Here is a 14,648-nt window from a genome sequence, read left to right as displayed (position 1 = left end):
CACGCGCGCCGGTACCACGGTGTGAACACGACGTCGCTGGGTAGCCCCTCAGCCCAATCGGTGGCGATGGCTGTACACCACATGCCGACCGCGACGCAGAAATCCCACCAGGGTGAGCCCACAGCCCTCCGCCAGATCCACGGCCAGCGCGGTCGGCGCGGATATCGCCGCGAGCAGTGGAATACCCGCCATCGCGGCCTTCGACACCATTTCGTAGCTCGCGCGACTGGTGACCAGGGCGAAGCCTGATCGCGGATCGACGGCCTCCCGCTGCATGGCGCCGATCAGTTTGTCCAGCGCGTTGTGGCGGCCGACGTCTTCGCGGACCAGCATCAGGCTGCCGTCTCCCCTCGCCCACGCGGCGGCGTGGATGGCTCCAGTCATCGCATTCAATGGCTGCCGCTGTTCTAGCCCGGCCAGCGCGATGTCCAGTGACGACGCGGCGATGGCGGTCCCGTGCGCCACCGCCGTGGGCCGTCTGACCACGTCTTCCAGCTGCCGATTGCCGCAGATCCCGCAACCGCTGCGTCCGGGCAACCAGCGCTGTCGATCGGCGGTGCGTGCAGGCAACGGACGGCCTGTCCGGAGGTCGAGCTCGATGCCTTCCAGCAGCGGCCTTACCTCGACGGACACCAGCTCATCCGCAGCGATCCCCAGCTCCGTCAGTGCGAAGCCATGCGCGAAATCCTCCAGGTCGCACGGCGATGCCATCATTACCGCCAGCGGTTCGCCGTTGCCGTGGATCGCCAGCGGGACCTCCTCCGCCAGCCGGTCCTCTCGGGCGATGGATACGCCCCCGGTGACCTCGACGACCTCGCGTCGTGCGGCCCCCTCGATGCGGTCAGCCGGCATGCGCGTCCGCGATGGGCAGCTTGCGGACCAGGACCGGAATCGATTTATAGGCCGGTGTGCCGGACGCCGGATCATGGCTGTCCAAGGGCACCAGCCGGTTGCCCTCCGGGTAGTACATCGCCGCCGAACCTCGCGGCAGGTCGTATTCGACCGCGATGAAGCCGGATACCGTCCGTGCAGCCGACACGTGGCCAGCCATGCGCGACTGCACTTCGATCCGGTCGCCCTGCTCCAGCCCACGCGCCCGCATGTCGTCGCGGTTCATGAAGACCACGTCGCGCCGTCCACTGACGCCGCGATAACGGTCGTCGAAACCGTAGATCGTGGTGTTGTACTGGTCGTGCGAACGGATCGTCGTCAGCGTCAGCTGGTCGCGCCGGTCGGCGCCCGGATCTTCGTCGAGCCCGGGCGCGACCAGGAAGCGCGCCTTCCTGCCAGGACCCCAGTCGCGTTCGGACGCACCGACGTACAGCCGGAAGCCGCCCGGCTCGCGCACGCGACGGTTGAAGTCCTTGAACATGGGAAACACCGCTTCGATGTCGTCGCGGATGCGGTCGTAGTCGCCGACCAGGCCGTCCCAGTCCACCTTCGTCTGCGGCAACGTGGCCTTGGCGATGCCGGCGACGATGGACGGCTCGGACAGCAGGTGCCCGGAGGCCGGCGGCAGGCTGCCCTGCGAGGCATGCACCATCGACATCGAATCTTCGACCGTCACCGACTGCAGTCCGCTGGCCTGGACGTCGCGCTCGGTACGCCCCAGGCACGGCAGCAGGAAGGCCTGCTTCGCCGGGATCAGGTGCGAGCGGTTCAACTTGGTCGCGATGTGCACGGCCAGGTCGAGCGTGCGCATCGCGGGAATCGTCGTCTCCGGATCCGGCATCGCCACGGCGAGGTTGCCGCCCATGCACACGAGTGCCCGGGAACGGCCATCGCGGATCGCACGCACGGCCTCGACCGCATCATGGCCGTGCGTCAGCGGAAACTCGAAGCCGTACCGGCGCCTGATCGCGTCGACCAGCGCCTGCGTCGGCTTCTCGGTGATGCCGACGGTGCGGTCGCCCTGCACATTGGAATGACCGCGGATCGGCGCGATACCGGCGCCCTGCTTGCCGATGTTCCCGCGCAGCAGCAACAAGTTGGCCATCTGCTGCACGTTCTGGGTGCCACGCCGGTGCTGGGTCATGCCCATGCCGTAGCAGAGGATCACCCGTTCCGCCTTCGCGTAGAGACCCGCTGCTGCGGCGATGGCGTCGCGCGACAGGCCGGAATGTTCGACGATCTCGTCCCACGTCGTAAGCGCCAGGTCGTCGCGCAAGGCGTCGAGGCCTTCGGTATGTTCGGCGATGAAGGCGTGGTCCAGCACGCCCGGCCCACCCGCGGCGAGATCGTCGGCGTCGGCCTGCAGCAGCCACTTCATCATCCCCTTCAGCAGGGCCAGGTCGCCGCCGATCTTCACCTGGTAGTAGGTCTGCGCGATCGGCGTGGCGGTGTTGGTCAGCATCTCGGCCGGATGCTGCGGCGAGGTGAAGCGCTCCAGCCCGCGTTCGCGCAGCGGATTGACCGCCACGATCGGCACGCCACGCTTCGATACTTCGCGCAGCGTCGACAGCATGCGTGGATGATTGGTCCCGGGGTTGTGCCCGAAGCTGAAGAGCGCATCGCAGTATGCGAAATCGTCCAGCGTCACCGTGCCCTTGCCCACCCCGATGGATTCCGGCAGGCCGACGCTGGTCGCCTCGTGGCACATGTTCGAGCAGTCGGGGAAATTGTTGGTGCCGTACTCGCGCACCATCAGCTGGTAGAGGAAGGCAGCCTCGTTCGAAGTGCGTCCCGAGGTGTAGAACTCCGCCATGTCGGGATGCGGCAGTGCACGCAGCGCTTCGCCGATGCGGGCGAATGCGTCTTCCCAGCCGATCGGCACATAGCGGTCGGCCTCGGCGTCGTACACCATCGGATGCGTCAGGCGGCCTTCGTCCTCCAGCGCATGGTCGCTCCATTCCCACAATTCGGCCAGCGTGTGGTCCGCGAAGAACGCCGGCGTCGCGCGCTTGCCGGTCGCTTCCCACGACACCGCCTTGGCGCCGTTCTCGCAGAACTCGAACGACGAGGTGTGCCTGGGATCGGGCCATGCGCAGCCGGGGCAGTCGAAACCGGCCGGCTGGTTGACGCGGCGCAGGGCCGACGTCTCGCGACCGACCGCCATCTGGCTCTTCACTGCTCGCGCCACGGCGGCCAGTGCGCCCCAACCACCGGCCGCACCTTCGTATTCGTCGATGCCCGGAACCTTGCGCTCAGTCATCGGAACACCCCGTCATTGCGTGCCGTCATGAAGATGGCCGCAGGATACCCGATGCCATTGCGCAGCATGCAGGAGGTGCGTGGCGCCATCGCATGTGAACCGGTCGCTCAGCCTCGGGTTGCTAGCATGCGCGAGATTCTCGTCCCGGTACCGATCCCGCCCCGTGCTCCGCATCCTGCTTCCCATCACCGCTCTGCTCGCCAGCGTCGCCCTGCTGCTGGGCGGCAACGGGCTGCTGGGCACGCTGCTGGCGATGCGCAGCCAGGCGGAAGGATGGGGTGAGCGGACGACCGGACTGGTGATGTCGGGTTACTTCATCGGCTTCTTTCTGGGCACCTTCACCGCACCGCCGCTGATCCGGCGGGTCGGCCATATCCGCGCCTTCGCCTTCCATGCCGCGCTGGCGGCCGCCGCCGTGCTGGTCTATCCATTGTGGCTGGAGCCGCTCGGCTGGATGCTGCTCCGCGTGGTTACCGGCATGGCGCTGGTGGGCCTGTGCACGGTGATCGAAAGCTGGCTCAACGCGCAGGCCGCGCCGGAACAACGCAGTCGGGTGTTCGGCGTGTACATGGTGGTATCGCTGCTCGCGCTGGCGGCAGGCCAGTTGCTGCTGGATCTGCAACCGCCGCGCAGCGCGGTGCTGTTCAGCGTGGTGGCGATCCTGTTCGCGCTGGCCATCCTGCCGGTCAGTGCCACCCGCCTGGTGCCCCCGGTCATGACCGTGGCGCCGAAGATCCACCTGCTGGAAATCTGCCGCGTGGCGCCCAGTGCGGCCGCTGGCGCTGTGCTGGCGGGGCTCGCGTTGGGTGCGTTCTGGGGCATGGGTGCTGTGTACGCCGCGTCGCTGGGTCTGGATCGCGCCGGCATCGGCACGTTCATGGCCGTGACCATCGTGGGCGGTGCGGCATTGCAGCTGCCGATCGGGCGGATGTCCGACCGCGGCGACCGTCGCAGCACGCTGGCGCTGGTCGCGGCACTGGGTGCGATCACGGCGCTGCTTGCGTTGCGCTTCGATGCGCAGTCGCATGCGTTGTTCTTCCTGTTTGGCGGACTGGCGTTCGCGCTGTATCCGCTGGCCGTCGCGCACCTGCTGGACCGGCTGCCCGCCGACCAGCTGCTGGCCGGCTGCAGCGCGCTATTGCTGCTCAACGGCATTGGCGCGGCTGTCGGCCCGGCGGTGGCGGGCGGCCTGATGCAGCGGTTCGGGGCGACCGCGCTGCCGCTGTTCTTCGCCGCTACCCTAGGCGTGCTGGCGCTGGTGGCCGGCGGCCGCAGGCTGTTCAAGGCGCGCCAGCTACTGTCGATGGCCCGCTTCCATCCGATGTTGCGCACCACGCCCGCGGCGCTGGAAATGCTGCCCGAGATTCCCGACGCGCCGGAAGCCCCCGCCAGCGATTCACGGGTGAATTGATCCCGATCAATGCGGCAGTCGGGCGCACGCCCTAGCCTGCACGTCATGGGCAACGTCTCTCCCTCAGCGCTTTTCGATGCGGACCTGCTGCGGCGCTACGACACGCCGGGACCGCGCTACACCTCGTACCCGACGGCACCGCAGTTCAGCGCCGCTTTCGGCCCGCAGCAGCTGTGCGAACACGCCGCCGCGACGAACCGGCAGGAGCACGCGCGACCGCTGTCGCTGTACGTACATGTGCCGTTCTGCACCAGCCCCTGCTTCTACTGCGGCTGCAACCGGGTGATCACGCGCGACAGGACCCGCGGCGAGCTCTATCTCGATTACCTGTACCGGGAAATCGCCCGGATGGCGCCGCTGTTCGCCAGCGGGAGACCCGTGGCGCAGCTGCACTTCGGTGGCGGCACACCGAACTTCCTTTCGCCCATGCAGATCGCGGACTGCGTGGCCGAGCTGCGCAGCCAGTTCAGCTTCGCGGACGTGGATGCGATGGATTTTTCGATCGAGCTGGATCCGCGCTTCGTCACCCCGGCGGACATCGGTGAACTCGCGCGCATCGGCTTCAACCGTGCAAGCCTGGGCGTGCAGGACTTCGACCCCGCGGTGCAGAGAGCCGTGAACCGCATGCAAGGCGTCGACGAGACGCTGGCCATCGTGGCCGCGTGCCGCGAACACGGCATGAAGTCGGTGAACATCGACCTGATCTACGGCCTGCCGAAACAGACGCGCGCAGGCTTCGAGCGGACGCTGGACATCGTCATCGATGCACGTCCCGACCGTATCGCGGTATACAGCTATGCGCATCTGCCGCAGCTGTTCAAGCCCCAGCAACGCATCGCAGGCGAGGACCTGCCCGATCCGGAGACCAAGCTGGCGCTGCTTCAGTGTGCGATCGAGCGCCTGGTGGCGGCCGGCTATGTCTACATCGGCATGGACCACTTCGCGCTGCCGGATGACGAACTGGCGCGCGCACAGGAGCGCGGTGGGCTGCATCGCAACTTCATGGGCTATACCACCCACGCGGAAAGCGACCTGATCGGTCTCGGGGTGAGCGCGATCAGCCACATCGGCGACAGCTTCAGCCAGAACCCGCGCGACATCCCCAGCTGGGAGCGCGCCATCGACGATGGCCGGCTGCCCGTCTGGCGCGGCATGCCGCTGGATCGCGACGACGTACTGCGCGCCGAGGTGATCCAGGAACTGATGTGCCATGGACGGCTCGACTATGCACGCATCGGCAAACGCTTCGGCATCGCGTTTGCCGACTACTTCGCCGATGCCCTGCCGCGCCTGCGGGCACTGGAAGGGGATGGCCTGCTGACGTTCACCCGGGCCGGCTTCCAGGCCACGCCCAAAGGCCGACTGCTGCTGCGCGTGATCGCGATGTGCTTCGATCGCTATCTGCCGGCGGTCGCGGTGTCGGACGCCCCCCGATTCTCACGGACGGTCTGACCGCGGGCGATCAGCGGCATGCCTCGTTGACGCGATCGTCGAGCTTGCGGCTGGTGGCGAAGTCGCGTTTCAGACCCAACCGCGCATATGTCTGGTCGCGCGTCTTCTTCGCGCGTTCGCAGGCCGCCGCATCGCGATGCAGCGAGATCACCGCGCCTTGTGCCGTCCCTTGCCTGCGCGTGGCGGAACCACGGGCGGGCGAGCGCGTACGGCGGTCATCGCCCATCGGATGTGGTGCCGGGGACGACGGTGTGGAGGGGACCGGCGACGAAGCGTCCACTGGATAGTCGCGGACCCATTCCGTGCGCTGCGAGGCGGCGCACGGCGTCGACTGATAGTGAGACTGTCCATCGCGACCACGGCACTTGTGGATGGCGTCGCCACCCGAGGCCGGCGCGCAAAGAACAACGATGACGACCGCCAGCGCGAGACGGCAGGCGGTGGAAGACGTCTGGGACATGGCGTGCTCCAGCAGGAAACCCACCCGCAGCATCACGCCGCGTCGTCATGCAGGGCGTCGGTCAATGCCGCCTTCCTCTGTCGGGTTTCGACGCGCTTCACCACTCCATCACCTGGTGCCCTGCATGAAGGGCGTCTTCTTCCGGTTGGAGCGTGTCATGGCTTCGGTCTATCTCTACCTCAATGCCGCGATCTACCTGCTCCTCGCCGCATGGTGCGCGTTCGCGCCCGCACGTACCGCTGCAGCGGTGGGCTACACCTCGCTGACACGCTCGGGGCAGACGGAGTACCTGACCATCTACGGCGGCCTGCAGTTGGGACTGGCCTTCCTGTTCGCGTGGTTCGCGTGGAGCCAGCAGATGCGGACCGGGCTGGTGTTCGCCCTCGCCCTCTATGTTCCCATCGTGCTCTTCCGCAGCATCGGCCTGTTGCGCTGGTGGCCGGTGGAAACCGCCACCCTGGTGCTGGCGGTGGTCGAATGGCTGATGCTCGCGGCGGCCCTGTGGTTGTGGTGGCAAGGCCGCCCCGGCTGACGCGCGGGCTCAGAAGGTGATCGGCAGGCGCGCAGTGAAGGTCATGTCCGGGGTGTCGCGGGTGACGCCCACGCCCAGCGCGACGTTGAGCGACATGCGGTCGCTGAAGCGGTAGGTGCCGCCCAGCAGCAGGGTGCCCAGCGTGGTGCGCACGGCGCCGGCGACCTCTTCGCCGTTTTGCCTGGTCGTGTCGACGATGCTGGTGTCGTAGCCGATGCTGATGGCCGCCTTCTCGTTGAGCGCCAGGCCCATCCCGAGGTTGAAGCCGAGGATGTCGCCGGCCTTGATGTCGCCGAGGAACTCGGTTTCTCCACCCAGCACGCGTCGCGACACATCGCTGCGCTTGACGTTGTGCAGGTAGCTGAGGCTGCCGAAGAACACGACCGGATCGGACGGGTACAGCCAGGTCACGCCCGGCTGCAGCGCGTTGAAGCCGCTGCCCGTCGGCAGATCCAGCGGCAGGCCGGTCCCCGTCGTGTTGCCCACGCACCGCGTCACGCAGTCGGTGGTCACGTCGAAGAGATCGCGTCCGGTGCGGCTCTTGTACCGCAGCCAGGCGATGTAGAACGGTTTGTCGGCGCCGCCGCGGTTGAGCTGGTAGCGCCCGGTCAGTTCAACGTCGCCCATGCCGCTGCCGCGCGCGTTGAACACACGGTCCTGCGCGGATCCGGTAAAGATCTCGCGGCTGACCGTGTCGCTGTGGATGTAGACATAAGGCAGCCTGGCTTCCAGCTCCATGCGACGGCTGACGCCATAGCGGCCGGTCAATGTCGCCACGGCGGTGGTCGTTTTCACCTGCCGCACATCGATCAGGCCGATCAGGATCGCCGGAATGACGGTGTAGCCGACCAGCGCCACCCGGTCGTTCGCCGAATAGCCGTACTGGACCGACGGCTCCAGCACCAGCTTGCCCTTCGGCGTCAGCACACCGGGCTGATCGAAGATCTGCGCCACCTCCGGCGGCCGCGAATCGCTTTCCGGTGCCTGTCCCACCCGTTGCGGCGGCTGCCCGCCTCCGGTCCGCGCCGGTGTAGTCGCCGTCTGTGGGGCACGGGCCGGCGCAGCGGCCTGCGCCATCTGGTTGCCGCCATCGTGGCCACTTCCCGCGTCGATCGCCGTCTCGGGGGCGGATACGGGCGCCGGGCCGACCACGATGTAGGTCGAACCTGCGGACGCATCGCGGAACGTGGGTGCCTGGTTCAGCGACGGCACGATGACCGGTGCGGGGGCGCCCCGTGCACGCGCATTGGCGAGGATCTCGTCGTTCAACGCGTTCTGCAGGCTGAAGATCTGCTGCTCCTGCGCTTGCATCAGTTCCCGCATCTGCTGCAGCCGCCGGGTCTGTTCGTTGAGCTGGCGCTGCAACGCATCCAGCCGCGCATCGGCGGTGACCTCGTAGGGCTGCGTCGGGATCGGCGGCTGGAGTGTCGCAGGCACAGGGAGGTCCTGCGCCCTCGCCTGCCCGGCCTGGACGATCAAACCGACCGCCAGGGCCAGCGGTGCCGCATCGATCAGAGACGTCCCTTTCATGAGGTTCCCCTTGTCGTGTGCGAGGGTCGCGGCGGTGGCCGCGCGTCATGGACCGCCGGGCGCGCGGATCAATGCATCCGTCAGCGCGCCACCGGCATTGAGGCCCTGGTAGGCACCCAGCGCGTCGGTGCCCACGTCGATGCGGGTCAGCGTGCGGATGTCCTGGTCGTCGAGCGTGTTCTGGATGACGAGCCCGCCTGCCGCCTGCGCGGGATCGACGCGATTGCCATCGCCGATCTGCACGACCAGCCCGCGGTTGAAGTCGGCCAGGGCCTGCGCCTGTTCCGGGGTGATGCGCGCCACGTCGGGAATCTGCACCGCGATGCGCGCGGTCAGCTCGCCGTTGAGGTAGACGACGCGCTCGATGCCGAACGACAGCATCATCCCGGATGGCATCTGGAACCCGCCGCGCATCTGCGCCAGCCGGCCCGGATCCACCGGCCGCCATTCGGTGCCCAGTTCGCTGCCACGCTCCTGTGCGCATACGGGCGCGAACACGGCGACGAGCAGCAGCGCGGCGAAGCATGCGCGGTAACGTCGATCGTCCATGTCAGATGTCTCCCGGACCGCGCCGGGGCACGGTGGCGTTGCGCAGGCCGTCGCGCTGGATTCCCATGTCGAGCGGCGCCGGGGGGGCGGTCCTCCAGTCGCTGGCCTGGTTGAAGCGGGCACGTTCGCGCCGGTTGTGCACGACGAACATCACCCGGTTGTCCCACAGGGCCTCGAAGCGCGAGCGCGGCATTGCGCGCGTGCCTCGGGCCGGATCGCCCAGCAGCACACGGCCGTTGCGCAAGCCCTTCACGACGACGAAATGGCGGTAGCCGCGATCGTTGAGCAGCACGATCGCGGGCACGTTCTCTTCCTGCAGCTTGTCGAGCGGCAACTCGAAGCCGTCGGCTTCGTACCCCTTCGAGCGCAGGTAGCGCCGCATGTCGAGCAGCGAGAACCCTTCCCTGCGGATGCGCGCCTGGTCGCCGTTGTTGTACATCTGCACGAACACGTCGACCTCGCTGACAGGATGGCCGTACTGGTGCGTCAGCAGCGTCGCCGTGGCCGCGGAGCCGCAACTGAAGTCGTACTGCTGCGGCAGCGTGGTCCTGAAGCGGGCTTCCTTCAGGCTGGTCAGGCGAACGTTGTAGGCGCCGCCCGGCACACGCAGTTCGCTGGTGGCCGCCGAGGCCCCGCCCAGGCAAACGAACGCGCAGGCCAGCGTGGCATGCGCCAGCCAGTCCGCATGCCCCGGGCGGCGTTTCATTGCGGCACCGCCCCGAAGTCGACCGTCACGATCATCGCGTTCTGGATCAGCACGTTGCTGCCGGTATTCTGGATGACTGTGCTGATGCCGCTGGCGTTGCTGAAAGCGCCGTCGGCGATGCTGTTCGAGCCGCTGGCGATGTGCTGCGCGGTGTTGCCGTCGACCGAGCCATCGACGTCGATCCGGTTGTCCACCGTGCCGCCATCCCCGCCCCGCATCGTGGACAGCCGGTCGACCGCAACCGCACGCCCGAGGTCGCTGACGACGAGGAGGGGGACGCCTGCCGCGGCAGGCTCGATGCTGCCGGAAGGAGGAGAGTCGACAGTCGGCGCGACGTTCTCCGTCGCCCGGACGCCACCGGCAATGAGAAGGCATCCACAGGCCGCGATGCGCAGCCAGGCGGGTTGATGCGTGTGCATGGTCATGGCTCCCTTGCCATGCGCCCGCCGCGCGGCCGTGCGGTGCCCAGCATCCTGAAGGACACCGTCGCCCACGCGGGATGTCCCGGCCACGCAGGCCGGGACATCGCCCGAGCGCTTACGGACCTACGGTCAGGTTGGCCTGGACGGTGATGCCCTGCTGGATGAGCGAGGCCATGCCGCTGTTCTGCGCGGCCACCATGATGCCGGCCGCCGACTGGCCGACGCTCGTCATGTTGTTGGACATGTCGAACGCGCCCGCGTCGACCGCGACGGAACCGCCTGCGCCACCGGCGCCACCGGTCGCACCGTTGCCGACACCGCCATTGCCGTCGCCGCCCATCCCGTCGCCGCCGTTGCCGACGCCGCCGGCACCGCCGGTCGCACCGACCGCGCCGCTGGCGCCGTTGCCGGCCGTGGCATCGCCGTTGCTGGCGCTGGACGAGGCGCTGCCATTCGTCGCGTCACCGTTGCTGGCGTCGCCGCCATCGCCACCGTTGCCCGCGGTCGCGGTCAGGGTGCCGCCTGCGCCACCGGAGCCCGATCCTGCGCCACCGCTGGCCGTCGCGTCGCCGCCCGTACCGGAGCCGGCACCGCCGGTACCCGTGCCGTCGCCGCCGGTACCGGTCGCGTCACCGGAGGTGCCGGCGCCTGCCGTCGCCGTGCTCGCGCCACCGGTCGGGGTCGCGTCGCCCGACGTGCCCGCACCACCGGTCGCCGTACCGTCACCGCTGGTGCCATCCCCAGCACCGCGCTCGCGGACATTGCCGCTGCCCGCACCCGCATCACCCCCGGCTGCGCTTGCGATCGCGCCGGTGTCGCCGCTGGCGCTGCCGGCATCGCCGCCGGAGGCTCCGGTCGCACCACCGCCATCACCGCCCCAACCACCGGCATCACCACCACGGCCCCGTCCGTTGCCGGCCGTCGCGTCGCTTGCGCCGCCCCAGCCGCGGCCATCGCCGCCGTTCGCGCCACGGGTGTCGTTCGCATTGCCGCCACGGCCGCCGTTGCCAGCGGTGGCGTCTCCGATCGACGCGCTGCCATTGGACGAATCGCCTGCCGTCGCGTCGCCGATGCTGGCGCTGCCACCGCTGCCGCCGTCGCCGCCGGCACCGCCATGGCCTCCATCGCCGCCGCTGCCGGAACCGCCGCCGGCCTCGCCACCGTAGCCGTCGCCGCCATGGCCTGCGCCGCCGCGTCCGCCGCTACCGCCATTGGCGTTGCCCCCGTTCTGGGCGACGTTGCCGATGTCGTGCACGATCACGCCGGACACGCTGCCTTCCAGGCGCGTCTCTGCCACGGCCTTGCTGTGGTTGAACGCGTTGGAGAACGTCGACGTCGCGGTGCTGCCGTTGTTCGCCGCGGTCGAACCGTAGCCCTCGGCGCTGGCGCGTCCACGGTTGTCGCGGTTGTCGCCGTCGTAGGAGCGGTTGTCGCTGTTGTCGGAGCTGTCGGAATGGTCTGAATTGTCGCTGTTGTTGGAATTGTCGGTGTTGGTGCTGTTGTCGCTCATGTCCGCCGCGAGGTTGACGAGGATGTCATCGCCGTCCCCGTTCTCGGTATTGGCCTGTTGAGCGAAGGCCTGTCCCGTCATGCCGAGCGCCAGAAGTACCGCCGACGCGATCAGAGTCTTGCGTGTGCACATGGTGAGTCTCCTTGTCGCCGCTCCGGAGCCCAGGGGAAGCCCCTAAAAAGCGACGCAGGTCACGCTTGCACACGATTCGTTAGCGCACTCCGCCGCCAACGTTAAAAATTCATTAGCAACATGACCGCTCGTCCGCGCGCCAGCCGGGGTACCCTGAAGACTCCCGTGCTGACGTCCCCGCGCCTGGACGCCATCCGCGATGCGTCGTTACCAGGCGGGAGACCGGATCGCTGCCGCGAGGCGCGCGCCGAGCCAGACCAGCAGCAAGCCCAGCGTCAACGTCATCGCGAGGTAGCCCAGCGCGGCTCCCTGCCGCTCGCTGCGCGCGAACATCAGGCACTCGACCATCAACGCGGAGTACGTGGTCAACGCGCCCAACACGCCGACGACAAGGAACGCACGCCAGTAAAGCGCCGACGGGCCCCGTCCCTCCAGCCACAGGGCGAGGAAGCCCACGGCGAACGAGCCGATCATGTTCACTGCGAACGTGCCCCAGGGGAATCCGCTGCCGAGCTGCCGCAGCAACGCGCCACCCAGCCAGAACCTCGCCGCGGCGCCCAGTGCGCCGCCCGCCATCACCAGCACCAGTTGTTGCCACCACACCCAGGCCTGTACCGGCATGCGTCGTATCCCGTCGAAAGGCTCAGTCGTCGCGACCGGCCTGCTGGCGCGCCTGTCGGCGCGCCTCGCGCAGGCGGTCGAGCTTTTCCTTCAGCTTGATTTCCAGCCCGCGTTCGACCGGTGCGTAGTACACCCGCTCGCCCATCGCGTCCGGGAACGCGGTCTGGTCCAGCGCGATACCGCCCTCCGCATCGTGGTCGTACTGGTAGCCGGTGCCATAGCCCAGTGACTTCATCAACTTGGTCGGCGCGTTGCGCAGGTGCATCGGCACTTCCTGCGTGCCGTACTCGCGCACGTCGGCCTTGGCGGCGTTGAAGGCCATGTAGCCGGCATTCGATTTCGCGGTGCTGGCGAGGTAGATCACCAGTTGCGCGAGCGCCAGGTCGCCTTCGGGACTGCCGAGGCGCTCATACGTATCCCAGGCATCGATCGCCATCTGCAGGGCGCGCGGGTCGGCCAGGCCGATATCCTCCACTGCCATCCGCGTCATGCGCCGCGCGAGATAGGCCGGATCGCAGCCGCCATCCAGCATGCGCGACAGCCAGTACACCGCGCCGTCGGGATTGGAGCTGCGCACCGACTTGTGCAGCGCCGAAATCTGGTCGTAGAACTGCTCGCCGCCCTTGTCGAAGCGGCGCGTTCGATCGGCGAGCACCTGCGCCAACGTCTGCGGCGTGATCCGCCCACCTTCGTCGGCTGCGAGTTCGGCCGCGATCTCCAGCAACGTCAGGCCCCGGCGCACGTCGCCGTCGGCGGCGGTGGCGATCTCCAGCAGCGCTTCGTCGTCGACCTCCACGTTCAGGGCGCCGAGCCCCCGCTCGCTGTCGGCCAGCGCGAGCCGCAACGCGTGCCGGATGTCCTCGGGTGATACCGCTTCCATCACATGCACGCGGCAACGCGACAGCAACGCCGAATTCAGTTCGAACGAAGGATTCTCGGTCGTAGCGCCGACGAAGATGATCGTGCCGCGCTCGATGTGCGGCAGGAACGCATCCTGCTGCGCCTTGTTGAAACGATGCACCTCGTCGACGAACAGCACGGTGCGGCGACCGCCCGCAAACCGCTGCGCGGCTTCGGCCAATACCTGGCGTACTTCGGGCAACCCCGAGAGCACGGCCGAGATCGCCTTGAACTCGGCATCGGCATAGCGCGCCAGCAACAGCGACAGCGTTGTCTTGCCGCAGCCGGGCGGACCCCACAGGATCATCGAGTGCACGTGGCCGGATTCCACCGCCCGGCGCAATGCGCTGCCCGGCGCCAGCAGGCGCTTCTGCCCGACCATTTCGTCGAGCGTGCGTGGCCGCATGCGCTCGGCTAGGGGCCGCAGCGCATCGGTATCGGTGCTCAGCAGGTCGGCCTGCGGTTCAAGGGGAATGCGTGTCCTGGCCACGCCTCATTGTAACGTCGCGCCTGCGCGCGATGGCCGTCAGGGCCCGCCAACGATATCCACGCCCTTGCCCGGCGCGTACTTGAACGTACCCGCGGCGAACGACGGGTTGCGTTTCCAGCCCGAGAAATCGATCTCGGTACGCTGGCCCACGGCATCCTTGACCTCCATCTTCACCAGCGTGCCATTGGCGAAAGCCAGGCGCGCGGTCTGGAAGCTGGCATCGCCTTCCTGCTTCGGGGTGAGCGTCAGCCATTGCACGCCCCCCTGCCCTGCGGCCTCGGCGACCTTGAACTGCTGGTCCAGCTTGCCCGGGTCGATCAGCGCGGCCAGCGGGCTGTTCTCTTCTTCGATGCCCTGTTCGCGTACCGTGGCCTGCTGCAGGTCCGGATCGTAGACCCACACCTTCTTGCCGTCGGCGACGATCAACTGCTCGTACGGCTTGTTGTACTCCCAGCGGAACAGGCGCGGCGCCGACAGCGCGACACGGCCATTGGAGGTTTCCTTCAACTTGCCGCCGCCGTCGTAGACCTTCTGCGTGAACTGGCCATCCAGGCCCTTCAGGCCGGTGGTGAAGGTCTTCAGCTCGTCGCGCGCACCCGCGAAGGCGCTGGTGGCGAGCAAGGCGGTGGCGAGGACGGCAAGGCGTGCGGTGCGGAGCATGGTGCGTTCCGGGATGGGGGACGTTGGGCGGAGTGTGGCCGGACGAAACTGAACGGGGGGTGGGCAGGTGGCCGGTCCCTGCGGTAGCGACGTCAGTCGCGATCAGGCGCCGCAGGAGGTCG

At 68.2% G+C, this 14,648-nt stretch carries 14 protein-coding genes; 3 read left to right on the top strand and 11 right to left on the bottom strand.

The features are described 5' to 3' along the window. Positions 1-48: 48 nt before the first annotated feature. Both fdhD and AC1Q5B_RS12535 read right to left on the bottom strand, forming a co-directional pair. Positions 49-852, bottom strand: coding sequence for a formate dehydrogenase accessory sulfurtransferase FdhD (fdhD, locus tag AC1Q5B_RS12540; RefSeq protein WP_492631987.1), 804 nt, complete (start codon positions 850-852; stop codon positions 49-51). After that, complete coding sequence (locus AC1Q5B_RS12535; protein ID WP_492631986.1) at positions 842-3,151, bottom strand: FdhF/YdeP family oxidoreductase; 2,310 nt, start codon at positions 3,149-3,151, stop codon at positions 842-844. The genes fdhD and AC1Q5B_RS12535 overlap by 11 nt, the downstream gene beginning before the upstream one ends. A 175-nt stretch (positions 3,152-3,326) precedes the next feature. Here AC1Q5B_RS12535 and AC1Q5B_RS12530 point away from each other — a divergent pair, with 175 nt between their 5' ends. Continuing rightward, positions 3,327-4,562, top strand: a complete 1,236-nt coding sequence (locus AC1Q5B_RS12530) for an MFS transporter (protein ID WP_492632094.1) — start codon at positions 3,327-3,329, stop codon at positions 4,560-4,562. 45 nt (positions 4,563-4,607) lie between these two features. Further along, positions 4,608-6,014: an oxygen-independent coproporphyrinogen III oxidase gene (gene hemN, locus AC1Q5B_RS12525; RefSeq protein ID WP_492631985.1), complete on the top strand. Its 1,407-nt coding sequence runs from the start codon at positions 4,608-4,610 to the stop codon at positions 6,012-6,014. A 10-nt stretch (positions 6,015-6,024) separates the two neighbouring features. Here the strand turns inward: hemN and AC1Q5B_RS12520 are convergent, their stop codons facing one another. Further along, a complete protein-coding gene (locus AC1Q5B_RS12520) occupies positions 6,025-6,474 on the bottom strand; it encodes a DUF4124 domain-containing protein (RefSeq protein WP_492631984.1) in 450 nt (149 codons plus the stop codon). A 157-nt stretch (positions 6,475-6,631) separates the two neighbouring features. Between AC1Q5B_RS12520 and AC1Q5B_RS12515 the strand changes: the two genes are divergently transcribed. Beyond that, positions 6,632-7,006 (top strand): DUF4345 domain-containing protein, encoded by a 375-nt coding sequence (locus AC1Q5B_RS12515; RefSeq protein WP_492631983.1) that lies wholly within the window; start codon positions 6,632-6,634, stop codon positions 7,004-7,006. Positions 7,007-7,015: 9 nt separating this feature from the next. On the opposite strand, the gene AC1Q5B_RS12510 is transcribed toward AC1Q5B_RS12515, so the two are convergent. The 8 genes from AC1Q5B_RS12510 to lolA all read right to left on the bottom strand — a co-directional run bounded on the left by AC1Q5B_RS12510 (position 7,016) and on the right by lolA (position 14,526). Further along, entirely contained in the window at positions 7,016-8,536 is a 1,521-nt protein-coding gene (locus AC1Q5B_RS12510) for a transporter (protein WP_492631982.1), read from the bottom strand. Positions 8,537-8,581: 45 nt separating this feature from the next. After that, a complete protein-coding gene (locus AC1Q5B_RS12505) occupies positions 8,582-9,085 on the bottom strand; it encodes a hypothetical protein (RefSeq protein WP_492631981.1) in 504 nt (167 codons plus the stop codon). Position 9,086: 1 nt separating this feature from the next. Further along, positions 9,087-9,791 carry a C39 family peptidase gene (locus AC1Q5B_RS12500; RefSeq protein ID WP_492631980.1) on the bottom strand — a complete coding sequence of 235 codons (705 nt, stop codon included), beginning with the start codon at positions 9,789-9,791 and terminating at the stop codon, positions 9,087-9,089. Continuing rightward, a complete protein-coding gene (locus AC1Q5B_RS12495; RefSeq protein WP_492631979.1) occupies positions 9,788-10,216 on the bottom strand; it encodes a hypothetical protein in 429 nt (142 codons plus the stop codon). Before AC1Q5B_RS12495 ends, AC1Q5B_RS12500 begins: the two co-directional genes overlap by 4 nt. Positions 10,217-10,328: 112 nt before the next feature. Beyond that, positions 10,329-11,855 carry a hypothetical protein gene (locus AC1Q5B_RS12490; RefSeq protein WP_492631978.1) on the bottom strand — a complete coding sequence of 509 codons (1,527 nt, stop codon included), beginning with the start codon at positions 11,853-11,855 and terminating at the stop codon, positions 10,329-10,331. Between the two features lie 207 nt (positions 11,856-12,062). Next, positions 12,063-12,476: a fluoride efflux transporter CrcB gene (gene crcB / locus AC1Q5B_RS12485; RefSeq protein ID WP_492631977.1), complete on the bottom strand. Its 414-nt coding sequence runs from the start codon at positions 12,474-12,476 to the stop codon at positions 12,063-12,065. 22 nt (positions 12,477-12,498) lie between these two features. Further along, the gene (locus AC1Q5B_RS12480) at positions 12,499-13,866 is read right to left on the bottom strand and encodes a replication-associated recombination protein A (protein ID WP_492631976.1); all 1,368 of its coding nucleotides are present in this window, start codon (positions 13,864-13,866) and stop codon (positions 12,499-12,501) included. A gap of 36 nt (positions 13,867-13,902) precedes the next feature. Continuing rightward, complete coding sequence (lolA, locus tag AC1Q5B_RS12475; RefSeq protein ID WP_492631975.1) at positions 13,903-14,526, bottom strand: outer membrane lipoprotein periplasmic chaperone LolA; 624 nt, start codon at positions 14,524-14,526, stop codon at positions 13,903-13,905. Positions 14,527-14,648: the final 122 nt, after the last annotated feature.

Source organism: Pseudoxanthomonas sp. GW835-FHT14C01, from assembly GCF_058793715.1.
This window is presented reverse-complemented; position numbering and strand designations above follow the sequence as displayed.